The following is a 14,973-nucleotide window of genomic DNA, read 5'->3' as shown; positions in this document are numbered from 1 at the left end:
GCGAATAAACCGGGGGACTCTCCCCCGGTAGACATTCGGCTTAGCCCAGCAGGGACAGGGCAGCCTGCGGAATCTGCTTGGCCTGAGCCAGGATGGAAGTACCGGCCTGCTGCAGAATCTGCTGCTTGGTCAGGTTAACGGTTTCCTGGGCAAAGTCCACATCCTTGATACGGCTCATACCTGCTGCAGTGTTTTCACGAATGTTGGCTAGGTTATTGATGGTACTGTCCATCCGGTTCTGGAAGGAACCCAGTTTCGAGCGCTCGGTGTCAACTGATGCAATGGCTGCATCAATTTTTGCCAGCCCGACTGATACCGCTCCGTTACTTTCTACAGTAATGGCATTTACGCTCAAAGCAGCAGCATTCAGGGTTGCAATGCTTATGGTGATGGTCTCACCAGAATTGGCGCCAATCTGAAATACTTTACTGGTGAATTGACCATCCAGCAGCGCGCCACCACCAAACTTGGTTCTCTCGGTAATCTTGGTCAGCTCATCAGACAACTCGTCAATCTCGGCCTTAATCGCGGTGCGGTCTGCAGTGCTGTTAGTGTCGTTACCGGCCTGAACCGACAGATCACGCATACGCTGCAGAATATTAGTGGATTCATCCAACGCACCTTCAGCGGTTTGTGCCAGAGAAATACCATCCTGAGCGTTTTTCATCGCAACCCCCATACCACGCACCTGAGAGTTCAGACGGTTGGAGATTTGCAGGCCGGCGGCGTCGTCCTTGGCGGAGTTAATGCGGCTGCCGGTGGACAGACGCTCCATGGAGGTGGCCAGGGCGTTGGAAGACTTGTTCAGGTTGCGCTGGGCACCCATTGCAGTAACGTTGGTATTAACTGTAATCGCCATAATAAACTCTCCGTGAGGTTTGTTCCGGCCCGTGCCGGTATTGCGTTGTTATTCAGGTTATCGGCGAGGTTCTCGGCTTCTTTAGCGTTTTTTTCGCTGTGTTTTGCAGCTATGCACCATGGCCACCCTGCCTTTCATCAGGGCTATCGGCTTCGTTTGGCCAAGCTTTAGGGTGTTTTTGATAAGAGCCAGAGTTGGTGCTACGCAGGTTCACAGCGGCCAGCAAAAAGATTCCGGCTCGGGGGCCGGAATGACGCGAGCCGGGTATTGCTGACGGATGAAGATTGCCGCTTCGCCCGCATGGTCCCCCGCCTCCGCGGGGGTGACAAAAACCTTGTGAAATGTGAGCCGACATTGTCACATGCTCCCCGCCTTCGCGATGAATGACGTTCCTTAGCGGGAGAAGGTAATTTAAGCGAGGTTGTGCTCTGCCAGCAGCGCAATCAGCTCTTCTTCATCCATAATGGCAACCCCCAACTCCTGGGCCTTGGTGAGCTTGGACCCGGCGGCTTCGCCGGCGACCAGCACGCTGGTTTTGGCGGAGACCGAGCCGGCCACCTTGGCCCCCAGGGCCTGCAGCGCGGCCTTGGCATCGTTGCGTGGCATGCGGTTTAGCGTGCCGGTGAGCACAAAAGTCTGGCCCGCCAGGGGCTGGGCGTCGGTCTTGGGCGCTTCCATCGCTGGCCAGGTGAGGCCGCAGCCGCCCTGCTCGCGGGGGGTGACCAGTGCATCCACCACTTCCCGGTTATGGGGCTGACGAAAGAAGTAATAGATGTGCTTGGCCACGATTTCGCCCACATCCGGCACTTCAATCAGCTTTTTCACCTCGGCATTCATCACCGCGTCCAGTTCCAGAAAATGCCGGGCCAGGTTGTTGGCGGTGGCTTCACCGACCTCGCGAATACCAAGCGCATAGAGAAAGCGTGGCAGCGTGGTGTGGTGAGCCTTGTCAAAGGCGGCCAGCAGCTTGACTGCCGACTTCTCACCCATGCGCTCCAGGCCCATCAGGGTGGCCTGATCGAGATGGAACAGATCCGCCGGGGTCTTGACCAGGTCATGATCCACCAGTTGCTCCACCAGCTTGGTACCCAGGCCTTCTATGTCGAGCGCTTTGCGCGAGGCGAAGTGGCGCAGGGCCTCCTTGCGCTGAGCGGCGCAGATAAGCCCCCCGGTGCAGCGGGCCACGGCTTCGCCTTCAATGCGCTCAATGTCGGAGTCACACACCGGGCAACGCTCGGGAAAAACCACAGCCTGGGCATTCTCGGGCCGGCGTTCCAACACTACGCCCACCACCTGAGGAATAACGTCGCCGGCACGGCGCACGATCACGCTATCGCCAATCATCACGCCCAGGCGGGCGATTTCATCGGCGTTGTGCAACGTGGCATTGGATACGGTCACGCCGGCTACCGCCACCGGTTTAAGCTTGGCCACCGGGGTAATGGCACCGGTGCGGCCCACCTGGAACTCAACATTTTGCAGCTCGGTCAGCTCCTCCTGAGCCGGAAACTTGTGGGCGGTGGCCCAGCGCGGCGCCCGGGCCACAAAGCCCAGCTCCGCCTGTAGCGCCAGCTCGTCCACCTTGTAGACCACGCCGTCTATCTCGTAGGGCAGCTGATCCCGGCGTGCCAGAATGTCGTCGTGATAGGCCTGGCAACCTTCACGTCCGCTGACTCGCTTAACTTCCGGGCTGACCGGAAAGCCCCAGCCCTTGAGGGTTTGCAGAACATCAAAGTGGCGCTCGCCCAGGGGCTCGCCTTCTACCAGGCCGACGCCGTAGCAGTAAAAGGCCAGGGGCCGGCTGGCGGTAATTTTTGAGTCGAGCTGGCGCAAACTGCCGGCGGCGGCGTTACGCGGGTTGGCAAATACCTTGCCGCCCTCAAGACGGGCACGCTCATTCATCTGCTCAAAGCCGGCCCTGGGCATATAAACTTCACCGCGTACTTCCAGCCGCTCGGGCCAGCCTTCGCCGCGCAGAGTAAGGGGCACGGCACGAATGGTGCGCACGTTTTCGGTTATGCCCTCGCCGGTAGCGCCGTCGCCCCGGGTAGCGGCCTGCACCAGCCGGCCCTGCTCGTACACCAGGCTTACCGCCAGGCCGTCGAGCTTGGGCTCGCAGCAAAACTCCAGCGGCTCGGCGCGGCCGAGGCGGTCGAGAATACGCTTTTCAAAGGCGGCCAGCTCGTCTTCGCTGAATACGTTATCCAAAGACAGCATGGGCATGGCGTGCTGCACCTCGGGAAAGGCCGACACCGGCGCCCCGCCCACCCGCTGGCTGGGCGAGCTGGCATCCTGCCACTCGGGATGCTCGGCTTCAAGGGCCTGCAGTTCGCGCATACAGCGGTCATATTCCGCGTCGGGCACGCTGGGGGCGTCTTCCACGTAGTATTGATAGTTCCAGGTGTTGAGTTGATCGCGCAGGGCGAGCAGGCGGGCGTGGACGTCGTTCATTAATGGGTTCCGCTTAAACAAAAAGTGCGGCTGGCGCCGCACTTTAACTTTCAAAGTAATGGGTTACTGGGCCTGGCTGTCGTAGTCGCGCAATTGCTCACGACAATGGGCCAGGTAATCGGGGCTCACCGGCGAGCGCTCCACATCAAACAGCAGGGCGTCCAGCTCTTCGGCCAGGTTCTCGGCGGTCTGCACCATAAGGTTGAACTGGTTCTTGGCCATGCCGGGGCGCGGCAGCTGCATAAAGATGGACACACCAGGGGTGGTGAAGTCGCTCATGGCCTCGGGGTTAAAGGTGCCGGGCTTGACCATATTGATCAGGCTGAACAACACACTGCCCTGACCCGCCGGTGTCTGGTGATGATGGAAAATGTCCATGTCGCCAAAGTGAAAACCGTTGTTGGTGAGCGCGCGCATCAGAGCGGCGCCGTCAATCTGCTGGTTGGGGCGGGCCATCAGGTTAACTACGTACACATCCTGCCAGGTGCGGGGTACCTCACGCAGGGGGGCCTGCGGTTCAGGCTCGGGCTGCGGAGCCGGCTCGGCGACCGCAGGCGCTTCAGCCTTGATCTCGGGCTCACTGGCCGGCTCGGGCTGACCTTTTGGCTCGGGCTGAGCTGGCTCGGCTGCAGGTTCGGGTTCAGCCACAGTGGCGCGGGCTGCCGGGCGCACCGGCTCGTCAAACAGGGGATCGAACTCGTCATCCTGCTCGTTTGCCTTCACTTCGGCGGCCGGCGCCGGCTTGGCGGGCTGTGGCTTCAGCTCGGGGCCAGCAGCTTGCGTCTCGTCGTCTTCGTCCAGAGCGGAAAAGTGGGGCTCTTCGCGCCGGACAGGTTCACCGGCCACGGGCTCACCGGCTCGAGGGCCGCTCACTACCCGCACCTGGCCAATGCCGTCCTGATCAAAGTCGTCACTGGTGGCCGGCTCCGAGGCCACCTTGCCCATGGGCTTGTTGCGCATGGCGGGTTGGCGATCCTTCTTGCTGGTCCACAGTCCATGGATCAGCAGGGCGGCAATGGCCATGGCGCCCAGAATAATCAAGATAATTCGCAAGTCCTGCATTATCGTTTCTCTGTTTTTGTTTGCCTGCCGAGCCGCTGGCACCGGCGCAATCCATAGGGGTTATCCCGAATACTGCGACAAGGGTATGTTTACCATTCGGGTTTGACAAGAGTCTGGCAAGCACTGGTAACACAAAATCATGCGCTTTTGCCGCCTGAGCCCGCCTTTTGCGGGAAACGGCACTGCGACAAGGGGTTTCGCGCGACGGTGGCGGTCGGGCAAGGGCTTATTTAGAATGTGCCCTTCATTCAAAAAGAGAGTCGTTATGTCTGCCAGTTACCACAGCGCCAGCGGGCCGCAATATCTGATGAAGGGATTGTCGCTTATCAGCGAGCGGGATCTGCGCCCCTTTGTACTGGTGCCCCTGCTTATTAACCTGCTGCTGTTTGGCGGCGCCTTTTATTACCTGTTTACCCAACTGGAAGTGCTGTTTGCCTGGCTGGCCGAACAGACCCCCGACTACCTGCACTGGCTGGGCTATCTGCTGTGGCCGCTGGCACTGATCACCATAGCGGTGGGGTTTTCGTTTGTGTTTACCGGCTTTGCCAATATGCTGGCGGCGCCCTTTAACGGCCTGCTGGCAGAGCGGGTGGAGCTGAAGCTGACCGGCACCCCGGTGCCCGACAGCGGCTGGCTGGACCTGATAAAAGACACGCCGCGCATGCTGGCCAGAGAATGGCGCAAAATGGCCTATTACCTGCCCCGGGCGCTGGGCTGTTTGTTGCTGTTTCTGGTGCCGGTGGTGGGTCAGACCCTGGCGCCCCTGGTGTGGTTTGCCTTCAGCGCCTGGATGATGGCCATTCAGTATTGTGATTATCCCTTCGACAATCACAAGATCGACTTTACCCTTATGCAGCGGGAGCTGAGCAGCAAACGCCGGCTTACCTGGGGCTTTGGCGCCACCGTGACCCTGTGCTCAAGCCTGCCCTTTATCAATCTGCTGGTGATGCCGGTGGCAGTGTGCGGGGCCACCGCCCTGTGGGTAGACCACTTTTACCAGCTGCGTACCGGGCCGGTATCCAGGTGAACAAAGTTGGAGCTGGGGTAGTAACCTACCCCACCCACCGCCATTTTGCGGGCGGCATTGCGCAGATGAGCCAGCTCCACGCCGGGCATGCGCAGATCAATGGCCTGCCCCTTCATGTGGTAGCTTTTTTTGGCCACGCCCGAGCTGGTGCGGCGCAGCATGGCGTTGGTCTTGGGTGAGCGGTAGCCGGAGATGATCTGAATTTCTCCCTGCTTGCCCAGGCGGTGCTGCAGCAGGAACAGCTGATCGAACAGCTTGGGATCGATGCGGTGCACCTCGTTGCTGCGAAAATCGCGCATCACCTCGTTAAAGGACGCCAGACCGTCATCGATGTACTGGCCTTCTTCCCAGAAGCGGGCGCTGACCTTTTCTCCGGTATGCAGATTATGCAGGCTGAGCTTGCGCACCGGCGCCGACAAACTGGCCTCGGCCGGTGTTGGCACCAGGGCGGCGGCGCCCAGCCCTCCCAGCCCCAGCAAAAAACGACGACGACCCAGATGGCGTTTCAGCATACAACCCCCACTAAAATAACAAGCCAACGAAAAGCCGGGTCACGATGGCGTGATCCGGCCTTGGAATGGATAAAAGTGAGCGTAAGCTAACCCGGAATAAGCCCGTGCTTCAACAACCATTGGTTATAAGGAGCCATTTGGAAGTTAACCAATGTCATTCAGCTCTGCCGGTGTAACGGCACAAAGGGATCCGCCAGGCCCTTGTCGAACTCGTAGATATCGTCCCGAAACCGGGGCAGGCCATCGGCACCCAGCCAGCCGCGCCAGTACACCATAAATACCGGCAGCGGCTCGCTCACCGGAAGCCAGCGGGTACGTTTGGTCGACTTCAGCTCGGCCAGACGCTCGGGGCTCCAGTTGGCATTCAGCAACCACAGCGCCAGCTGCTCGGCGTTGGCCACCCGCACACAGCCGGAGCTGAGCGCCCGGCTGTCGCGGGCAAACAGGTTGCGGGACGGCGTGTCATGCAGGTAAATGGCCTCGTTGTTGGGCAGATGAAACTTCCAGGCCCCCAGGGCGTTGCGGCTGCCGGGCTTTTGGCGCAGACGAAACGGAAAGCGGTTTTCCATGTAAAGTACGTATTGCCACTCTTCGGTGGGCACAATGCGGCCGGCCCGGTCGATGACTTCAAAGCCCTGACGGGCGATGTAATCCGGATCCCGATACAGCTTGGGCACTATGTCCTTGGTCATGATGGAGTTGGGCACGTTCCAGGGCGGATTCACCACCACGTTGGTAATAGCGCTGTGCATAATGGGGGTGCGCCGGCTGTCGCGGCCCACGATCACCTCGCTTTCCAGCACCTGAACCCGATCCTGATACAACCGCAGCCGGTATTCCGGAATGTTCACCAGCAGGTAGGACGACGGCAGACTGTCGCCAATCAGGGTGCGCAACATGCTGCGCATCAGCAGCTGGGCCCGGCGCCGGGGCGGCAGATCCAGCCAGCCATAGGTGTGGGGGCCCACCACGCCGTCCACCGTCAGGCCATGACGATACTGAAAGCTCGCAACCGCCGCCGCCAGGGTCTGGTCAAACAAGGCGGGATCATTAAGGGCATCGGGTTCGGTGGGCAAGTCCCCCAGCCGTTGCAGCCGGCGGCGCAAGTTAACCACCGCCTCGCCGCTATCTCCCGGCCTCAAGGTGGCACCGGCAATGGCGGGCCAGGGCTCGTCGGCCAGCGCCAGCAGCCGGGCCAGCTGCGCCTTGAGGGCATCGTAATCGCCGTAGCCGGGTACCAGCTCGCGCACCAGCGCCAGCCGGTTATTGCCGGCGGCGGCCGCACTCAGCCGGGCCAGCTCTTCTTCGCTGGGCTCCAGTGCCAGCTTGCCGGTGCTCAGGTACTGGCGCTGTTCAAAATCCAGGGTGGCCCATTGCCGCCAGAAGGCCGCCAGCCCCAGCCATAGCCGGTCGTCTGCCGCTTCCGAGGAGGTATTCGCCGACACCGCCTGCTGCCAGCGCGCCGTCAGCTCCGGATGCACATCCGCCAGGGCCAGCTCCAGCCCCAGCTGATGCAGTTGCAGGCGGGCCTGAGGCGCCTGCTGCCAGGTAGATGCAAGGGAGGCGAAGCTCAGCAGGCACAGGCCGCACAGCCAGCTCAAGACTAGGGTTCTTTTCATCAGCAGGGTTCCGAAAGTCCGTTATTCACCATGACCGGGGCAAACCAGCAAGCCTGCCACTTTTTTATGACTGTAAGACAAGGGCTCCTGCAAAAACACCGCTCAGCTTGAAAAACAAAAAAGTGAGCAGGGTCACAGGGTTTCATTCGGTGATATTACAGAGAGCTGTAAGGAATATTATTTTATCATTTAATAACATATTGTTATAACAAATCGTCACTTCTCATTCTCGACGGAAGGATTAAGCTGACACTGTATTCTTTCTATTCATGTTTATTTACTTCAGGGACAGCCACAATGAGCAAGATTTTTGAAGACAACTCACTCACCATTGGCCACACTCCGCTGGTCAAGCTGAACCGGGTTTCTCAGGGCCGGGTGTTTGCCAAGGTGGAAAGCCGCAACCCCAGCTTCAGCGTGAAGTGCCGTATTGGCGCCAACATGATCTGGGACGCGGAAAAACGTGGCGAGCTGGTGGCCGGCAAGGAGCTCATTGAGCCTACCAGCGGCAACACCGGTATTGCCCTGGCCTTTGTGGCGGCGTCCCGTGGTTACGCCATTACCCTGACCATGCCCAACACCATGAGCCTGGAGCGCCGCCAGCTGCTCAAGGCCCTGGGGGCCAACCTGGTGCTGACCGACGGCGCCAAGGGCATGAAAGGCGCCATTGAAAAGGCAATGGAGCTGAAAGAATCCGAGCCGGAAAAATACGTACTGCTGCAGCAGTTCAACAACCCCGCCAACCCGGAAATTCACGAAAAGACCACCGGCCCCGAGATCTGGGAAGACACCGACGGTGCAGTGGACGTGTTCGTGGCTGGTGTGGGCACAGGCGGCACCCTGACCGGTGTATCCCGCTACATCAAGCATACCCAGGGCAAGGCCATCACCACAGTGGCCGTTGAGCCGGTGGAATCCCCGGTCATCACCCAGGCCCTGGCCGGCGATGAAATCAAGCCCGGCCCGCACAAGATTCAGGGCATTGGCGCCGGCTTTATTCCCGGCAACCTGGAGCTGTCGCTGATCGACCGGGTTGAGCAAATCAGCAGCGAAGACGCCATCGATATGGCCCGCCGCCTGATGAAGGACGAAGGCATTCTGGCCGGCATCAGCTCCGGCGCCGCCGTGGTGGCCGCCAACCGCATCGCCCAACTGCCCGAGTTTGCCGACAAGAATATCGTCGTGATCCTGCCCAGCTCCGGTGAGCGTTACCTGAGCACCGCCCTGTTCCAGGGCCTCTTTACCGAGCAGGAACTGCAACAATAATTCGCAGTCATCAAAAGGCGCCGCAAGGCGCCTTTTTTGATGGTGATCATTCCCCCTTTCAACGGCTGTTTACCTGCTTTAAGGGCGTGCTATCATCATCAACTGAATCCTTCAGGAGCTGAGACGATGGGTCTGTTCGATAAACTGAAAAAAATGGTGTCAGACGATACCAGCGAAGCCAACGCCATTGAGGTGTTTGCGCCCCTTTCCGGTGAAATCGTTCCTCTTGAGGAAGTGCCGGACGTGGTATTTGCCGAGAAGATCGTGGGTGACGGCATCGCCATCAAGCCCAGTGGCAATAAAATGGTGGCGCCCTGCGACGGCACCATCGGCAAAATTTTTGAAACCAACCACGCCTTTTCCATTGAATCCGATTCCGGCCTGGAGCTGTTTGTGCATTTCGGCATCGACACCGTTGAGCTTAAGGGCGAAGGCTTTACCCGGGTGGCGCAGGAAGGTCAGCAGGTGAAAAAGGGCGATACCGTGCTGGAATTCGATCTGGCGCTGCTGGAACAAAAGGCCAAGTCCACCCTGACCCCCATCGTGATTTCCAATATGGACGAGGTCAAGGAGCTGACCCGGCAAAGTGGCGCCGTTACCGCCGCCGACGACGTGATCCTGCGGGTTAAAAAGTAATTACCATGTTCGGCTGGCTGAAAAAACTCGTCTCCGCACCCGTCCCGGAACAACCCCGGTTTGAGCCGGTGGAATACCAGGGCTTTACCATTATTCCCGAGCCGGGGGCCGAAGGCGGCCAGTACCGGTTGCAGGGGCGCATTGTGTTGCAGAAGGATGGCGAGCAGCGGGAATACCGGCTGATCCGGGCCGACCTGCTGCCCGGTGCCGAGCAGGCTGCCGAACTGATGGTGAGCAAGGCCAGGCGGCTGATCGACGAAAATGGTGAGCGCCTGTTTGACTGACTGGCCCGGCTTTCGCCGGCAACTGTTCTACCTTGGCGAACGCCGGCTGCTGGTGCTAAGCGGTGAGGCCGACTGGACGCTCAACCAGGCCCAGAGGTTACTCGCCGATGAATCCGCTTCAAACACCCTCTGGCTGGGCGATGCTTCTGCCGGGCAACCTCATTGCCCCATGGGCAAGTACCACACCGCCCTGGGCAGAGAATACCGAAACCTGGTCTTCAATGCCCGCAGCGGCCTGCACCCCGATGCCCTTGGCGCCGCCGTGGGGGCCCTGGCTGCCGGCGGCATGCTGCTGTTGCTGTGCCCCCCACTGAGCGACTGGCCCCAGTTTACGGATCCGGATCTGCGCCGCTACGTGGCCCTGCCCGAGCAGGCAGAAGGGCTGACCAGTCGTTTTATTACGCGGATCGTCTCCCTGCTGCAAAGCGATACAAGCGTCCTGCTGTGGCAGCAGGGCCAGGCTTTTCCGCCACAGCCGGCAATCACCGGCCCGGCCTGGCGCTTGCACCGGGACCGCCACGGCTGCCTGAACTCACAACAGCGCCATGCCCTGGCGCTGTTGCTGCACAGTGCCCGCCACCAGCGTCCATTGGTGCTCACCGCGGATCGCGGACGGGGCAAGTCCAGCCTGCTGGGGCTGGCGGCCAGCCGGCTGCTGCGTGCCGGCAAACAGGTGCTGCTCACCGCCCCCAGCCCGGGGGCGGCCGCTCAAGTTCTGTCACACTGTGATCTTCCCCTCGACTTTATGGCCCCCGACGCCCTGCTGGCTGAGCACCCCGAGGCCGATGTGGTACTGGTGGACGAGGCCGCCGCCATTCCCGTTTCCATGTTGCTGACCCTGGCGCGCCGTTATTCTTGCCTGTTTGCCAGCACCGAGCACGGCTACGAAGGCACCGGCCTGGGCTTTGCCCTCAAGTTTCAGCCGGCGCTGGCAGCGCATTATCCCGGCTTTCGCAAGGTGCATATTCAGGCCCCGGCGCGCTGGAGCGACACCGATCCGCTTGAACCCCTGCTGTTTCGGCTGCTGGCCCTGAACGCGGATGCGCCCGCCCCGCCCGCCGCCGGTGAGCTGCATACTGAATGGGTCTCCCGCCCGCGCCTGCTGGCCGACGATCAACTGCTGCAACAAGTGTTTGGTCTGCTGACCCTGGCCCATTACCAGACCCGGCCCAGCGATCTGCGCCAGTTGCTGGATGCGCCAGGAGTGTCACTGGCGGTGGTGTTCCGGCAGAAGATGCCGGTGGCTGCGGCCCTGCTGCAACAGGAAGGTGAGCTGGACGCGGCACTGAGCGAGCCTATCTGGCGGGGCCAGCGCCGCCCTCGCGGGCATTTGCTGCCCCAGTCGCTGGCCTTTCATGGCGGCCTAGCCGAGGCCTGCCGGTTCGGCTATGCCCGCATTATGCGCATTGTGGTGCACCCGGCCTGTCAGCAGGCGGGGGTTGGCTCGCAGTTGCTGAGCTGGCTCAAACAGCAGACCGACACCGACTTTCTCGGTACCAGCTTTGGTGCCAGCGCCGAGCTGCTGGCCTTCTGGCATGGCAATGGTTTTAAGCTGGTGCGCCTGGGGCTGGCCGCCGATGGGGTCAGCGGGCTGCAGGCGGCCATGATGTTGTGGCCGGTCACGGCAAAGGCTCACACGGCATTGCCAAAGTGGCAAGGGCGGTTCAGTGCCGACATATACGATGAGGGCCGCCGGGCGCCGGCAAACATACCCCTGGTGCCGCCCCGGCCCGATGAAGAGCAGGATCGCTGGCGCGCTCATGACTTTGCCTTTTATCACAGAGATCTGCATGCGGATCGCCCGGCCCTGCGCCGTTTTGTTGCACACCATTCCCCGCGCCAATCCCTTACTCAGGCACAACACACACTGCTGCACACCGCCCTTGAGCCCGGTGCCGATCCCACCCGGCTGGCCAGAGAGCTGGGCTATGCCGGGCAGAAAAGTGTGATCGCGGCGCTGCGCCGAATCATGCAGTGTTACTTTTAAGTTCCAGTTGAAACATGAAGTCATTATGCTATTGACCTGAATGGGGCTAGTCTTCAACTGACGGCTTTCACCCGGATGCTTTTTTTCCTTAAGGAGCAGCATAGATGGAACTACTTACCTCACTATTAACTTCAATTAACGGCGTTGTCTGGGGCGTGCCTATGCTGGTGGGCATTCTCGGCCTGGGCCTGTACCTGCAGCTGGGTCTGGGGCTGATGCCCATTCGCAAACTGGGCACCGGTTTTAAACTGTTGTTCAGCAAGACCGAAGCCGGAGTCGGTGAAATTTCCCCCTTTAACGCGCTGATGACCGCCCTGTCGGCCACCATTGGTACCGGTAATATTGCCGGTGTGGCCACTGCCATCTTCTTTGGTGGCCCGGGTGCGCTGTTCTGGATGTGGATGACCGCTCTGGTGGGCATGGCCACCAAATACGCCGAGGCGGTGTGTGCGGTGAAATACCGGGAGACCGACAAGCTGGGCAACCACGTGGGTGGCCCCATGTATTACATTCGCAACGGTCTGGGTTCAAAGTGGGCCTGGCTGGGTGTGGCCTTTGCCATCTTTGGCGGCATTGCCGGCTTTGGCATTGGTAATACGGTGCAGGCCAACTCGGTGGCTGATGCCCTTGATGCGTCCTTTGGCATTTCCCACACCATGACCGGCATTGTGCTGATGGTGCTGGTAGGCCTGGTGCTGATTGGCGGCATTCGATGGATCTCGGAAGTGGCGGGCAAGCTGGTGCCGCTGATGACAGTGGCCTACTTCACCGCCGGTATCGTGGTGCTGATCATGAACATTGGCGAGATTCCCGCCGCCTTTGCGCTGATCATCGAGCACGCCTTTACGCCCATCGCCGCCCAGGGTGGTTTTGCCGGCGCCGCCGTGTGGGCCGCCATTCGCTTTGGTGTGGCCCGGGGTGTGTTCTCCAACGAAGCGGGCCTGGGCAGTGCGCCCATTGCTCACGCCGCCGCCAAGACCGACAACCCGGTGCGCCAGGGTCTGATCGCCATGCTGGGTACCTTTATCGACACCATTATCGTGTGTTCGGTGACCGGTCTGGCTATTATCGTGACCGGCAGCTGGACCAGCGGCGAGGCCGGTGCGTCGCTTACCACCCTGGCCTTCTCGCTGGCCATTCCCGGCGGGGAATACATTGTATCGGTAGCGCTGGCCATCTTCGCCTTTACCACCATCCTGGGCTGGAGTTTCTACGGCGAGAAGTGTGTGCAATTCCTGTTTGGCGTCAAGGCCATTGTGCCCTTCCGTGTTGCCTGGGTACTGGCCCTGCCGCTGGGGGCCACTCAGTCGCTGGAGTTTATCTGGCTGATGGCAGACACCATGAACGCCATGATGGCCATTCCCAACCTCATCGCTCTGGCCTTGCTGAGCCCGGTGGTATTCCGCCTGACCAGGGAATACTTCGCCAAGCAGAAAGCAAGCTGATTAATCGAGTAACCAGTACCAAGGGCACCGGCAACGGTGCCCTTTTTGTTGCAAGATATTGACGACAACACAGCGTCTGCAGAAATGCATGACCCCGCCCCGCTTTTTTGGGAATGGCGGTTCTTCGCAGAAGTAAAACCACTCGTCATCTCCGCGAAGGCGGAGATCCAGGGGCAGACGACGCTGCTCTTTCGCTCCTGATCCAGAATCATTCTGCCGCGCTGACAAGAATGCCAACCACGCCCTTTGTTCGTTGCCCAACGCTGTTATACTGGCAACAGCTTGTATTCAGGACCTTTTCCCATGCATACACACCCCCATTATTCCCAAAGCGCCATTGACGAACTCAGCCGCGCCTATCCGTTGCTGAACCCGCTGATGGCCCTGACCCCGGTGAGCTGGTTCAACCCCGAACGCCAGCCGCTGGAGCAGGCGCTGACGGGGGTGAACCTGAACGCCGACGACGTGGCCGATGCCGCCGCCCGGCTGAATCGGTTCGCCTCCTACTTTCGCGCCGTGTTTCCCAACACCAGGGCGCTTAACGGCCTGCTGGAATCACCGGTTCAGCCCCTTGCCGCCATGCAACGGGCAATGGATACGCGCCTGGAGCAGCCCCTTGCCGGCACCCTGATGCTGAAGCGGGACGATCTGCTGCCGGTATCCGGCTCCATCAAGGCCCGGGGCGGCATTTACGAAGTTCTGCAGAATGCCGAAAAACTGGCGATCAAGGCCGGCCTGCTGCACCCGAGTGACGACTACGCCAAACTCGACAGCGACGAATTCCGCGCTTTCTTCGGTCAGTATTCCGTGGCCGTAGGTTCCACCGGGAACCTGGGACTGTCCATTGGCATTATCAGCGCCAAACTGGGGTTCAAGGTCAGTGTGCACATGTCAGCCGACGCCCGGGAATGGAAAAAAGCCCGGCTGCGCAGCCACGGCGTGAACGTGGTGGAATACCAGAACGATTACTCGGTGGCAGTGGCCGAAGGCCGGGCCAAGGCCCAGAACGATCCTTGCTGCCACTTTGTGGATGACGAAAACTCGGTGCAGCTGCTTCTCGGCTATGCCGTGGCCGGCCAGCGGCTCAAGGCCCAGCTCGAAAAGCAGGACATAAAAGTGGACAAGGAGCACCCGCTGTTTGTGTACCTGCCCTGTGGCGTGGGCGGCGGCCCCGGCGGTGTGGCCTTTGGCCTGAAGCTGGCGTTCGGCGATGCGGTGCACTGCGTGTTTGCCGAACCGACCCACTCCCCCTGCATGCTGCTGGGGGTGTATACCGGCCTGCACGACAGCATTTCGGTGCAGGATCTGGGCATCGACAATCTCACCGCCGCCGACGGCCTGGCGGTGGGCCGGCCGTCAGGCTTTGTGGGCCGGGTAATGGCCCCGCTGCTGGACGGCTTTTACACCCTGCCCGACGAAGACATGCTGAACCTGCTCAGCCTGCTGGCCCGGCAGGAAGGCATTTACCTCGAGCCCTCGGCCCTGGCCGGCATGCCCGGCCCCTGGCGGGTGGAGAACGAAGACCAGGGCTACCGGGAGCGCATGGGGTTAACCCCTGCCCGGCTGGCCCGGGCCCATCACCTGGTGTGGGCCACCGGCGGCGGCATGGTGCCCGAGGAAGAAATGGCCAAATACCTGGCGGCGGGGTCGTAGGCCCCAATTTATTGGGGCAGTAAAGTAGGTTGTGATGAGCGAAGCGAACCGGCGTTGTTTCCTAAATCAGGGAACTATCTGTCTCAGCCGTGATCCGATCTCCTAACGAACGGACTCAGGAGCAGGCAGATGGGCAAAGCTCGGCACAACATCAGCAACTGGCGGCAGTACA

12 protein-coding genes are annotated in these 14,973 nt (G+C 60.6%); 7 read left to right on the top strand and 5 right to left on the bottom strand.

Going from position 1 to position 14,973, the window contains the following annotated elements:
• Window positions 1-40: 40 nt before the first annotated feature.
• The 3 genes from Q9290_RS00060 to zipA form a co-directional block, all read right to left on the bottom strand.
• Complete coding sequence (locus Q9290_RS00060) at window positions 41-859, bottom strand: flagellin N-terminal helical domain-containing protein (RefSeq protein ID WP_306077601.1); 819 nt, start codon at window positions 857-859, stop codon at window positions 41-43.
• 411 nt (window positions 860-1,270) lie between these two features.
• Window positions 1,271-3,310, bottom strand: a complete 2,040-nt coding sequence (ligA, locus tag Q9290_RS00055; RefSeq protein WP_306077600.1) for an NAD-dependent DNA ligase LigA — start codon at window positions 3,308-3,310, stop codon at window positions 1,271-1,273.
• 63 nt (window positions 3,311-3,373) lie between these two features.
• A complete protein-coding gene (gene zipA / locus Q9290_RS00050) occupies window positions 3,374-4,372 on the bottom strand; it encodes a cell division protein ZipA (RefSeq protein ID WP_306077599.1) in 999 nt (332 codons plus the stop codon).
• 265 nt (window positions 4,373-4,637) lie between these two features.
• On the opposite strand from zipA, the gene cysZ reads away from it, so the two are divergent.
• Window positions 4,638-5,399 carry a sulfate transporter CysZ gene (gene cysZ, locus Q9290_RS00045; RefSeq protein ID WP_306077598.1) on the top strand — a complete coding sequence of 254 codons (762 nt, stop codon included), beginning with the start codon at window positions 4,638-4,640 and terminating at the stop codon, window positions 5,397-5,399.
• On the opposite strand, the gene Q9290_RS00040 is transcribed toward cysZ, so the two are convergent.
• Window positions 5,366-5,911 carry a peptidoglycan L,D-endopeptidase MepK gene (locus Q9290_RS00040; RefSeq protein WP_306077597.1) on the bottom strand — a complete coding sequence of 182 codons (546 nt, stop codon included), beginning with the start codon at window positions 5,909-5,911 and terminating at the stop codon, window positions 5,366-5,368. The two genes, cysZ and Q9290_RS00040, sit on opposite strands and share 34 nt — an antisense overlap.
• Window positions 5,912-6,069: 158 nt before the next feature.
• On the bottom strand, window positions 6,070-7,530 hold the full coding sequence (locus Q9290_RS00035) for a L,D-transpeptidase family protein (RefSeq protein ID WP_306077596.1): 1,461 nt from the start codon (window positions 7,528-7,530) through the stop codon (window positions 6,070-6,072).
• 297 nt (window positions 7,531-7,827) lie between these two features.
• Between Q9290_RS00035 and cysK the strand changes: the two genes are divergently transcribed.
• The 6 genes from cysK (at window position 7,828) to Q9290_RS00005 (ending at window position 14,801) form a co-directional block, all read left to right on the top strand.
• Window positions 7,828-8,796, top strand: coding sequence for a cysteine synthase A (gene cysK, locus Q9290_RS00030; RefSeq protein WP_306077595.1), 969 nt, complete (start codon window positions 7,828-7,830; stop codon window positions 8,794-8,796).
• Window positions 8,797-8,922: 126 nt separating this feature from the next.
• Window positions 8,923-9,432: a PTS glucose transporter subunit IIA gene (crr, locus tag Q9290_RS00025; RefSeq protein ID WP_306077594.1), complete on the top strand. Its 510-nt coding sequence runs from the start codon at window positions 8,923-8,925 to the stop codon at window positions 9,430-9,432.
• 5 nt (window positions 9,433-9,437) lie between these two features.
• Window positions 9,438-9,716, top strand: coding sequence for an HlyU family transcriptional regulator (locus Q9290_RS00020; RefSeq protein WP_306077593.1), 279 nt, complete (start codon window positions 9,438-9,440; stop codon window positions 9,714-9,716).
• On the top strand, window positions 9,709-11,703 hold the full coding sequence (locus Q9290_RS00015) for a tRNA(Met) cytidine acetyltransferase TmcA (RefSeq protein WP_306077592.1): 1,995 nt from the start codon (window positions 9,709-9,711) through the stop codon (window positions 11,701-11,703). Before Q9290_RS00020 ends, Q9290_RS00015 begins: the two co-directional genes overlap by 8 nt.
• A gap of 104 nt (window positions 11,704-11,807) precedes the next feature.
• Entirely contained in the window at window positions 11,808-13,148 is a 1,341-nt protein-coding gene (locus Q9290_RS00010) for an alanine/glycine:cation symporter family protein (RefSeq protein WP_306077591.1), read from the top strand.
• 303 nt (window positions 13,149-13,451) lie between these two features.
• On the top strand, window positions 13,452-14,801 hold the full coding sequence (locus tag Q9290_RS00005; protein ID WP_306077590.1) for a D-serine ammonia-lyase: 1,350 nt from the start codon (window positions 13,452-13,454) through the stop codon (window positions 14,799-14,801).
• Window positions 14,802-14,973 lie beyond the last annotated feature (172 nt).

Origin of the sequence: Oceanimonas aquatica (genome assembly GCF_030732065.1) — a bacterium.
GTDB lineage: Bacteria > Pseudomonadota > Gammaproteobacteria > Enterobacterales > Aeromonadaceae > Oceanimonas.
This window is presented reverse-complemented; position numbering and strand designations above follow the sequence as displayed.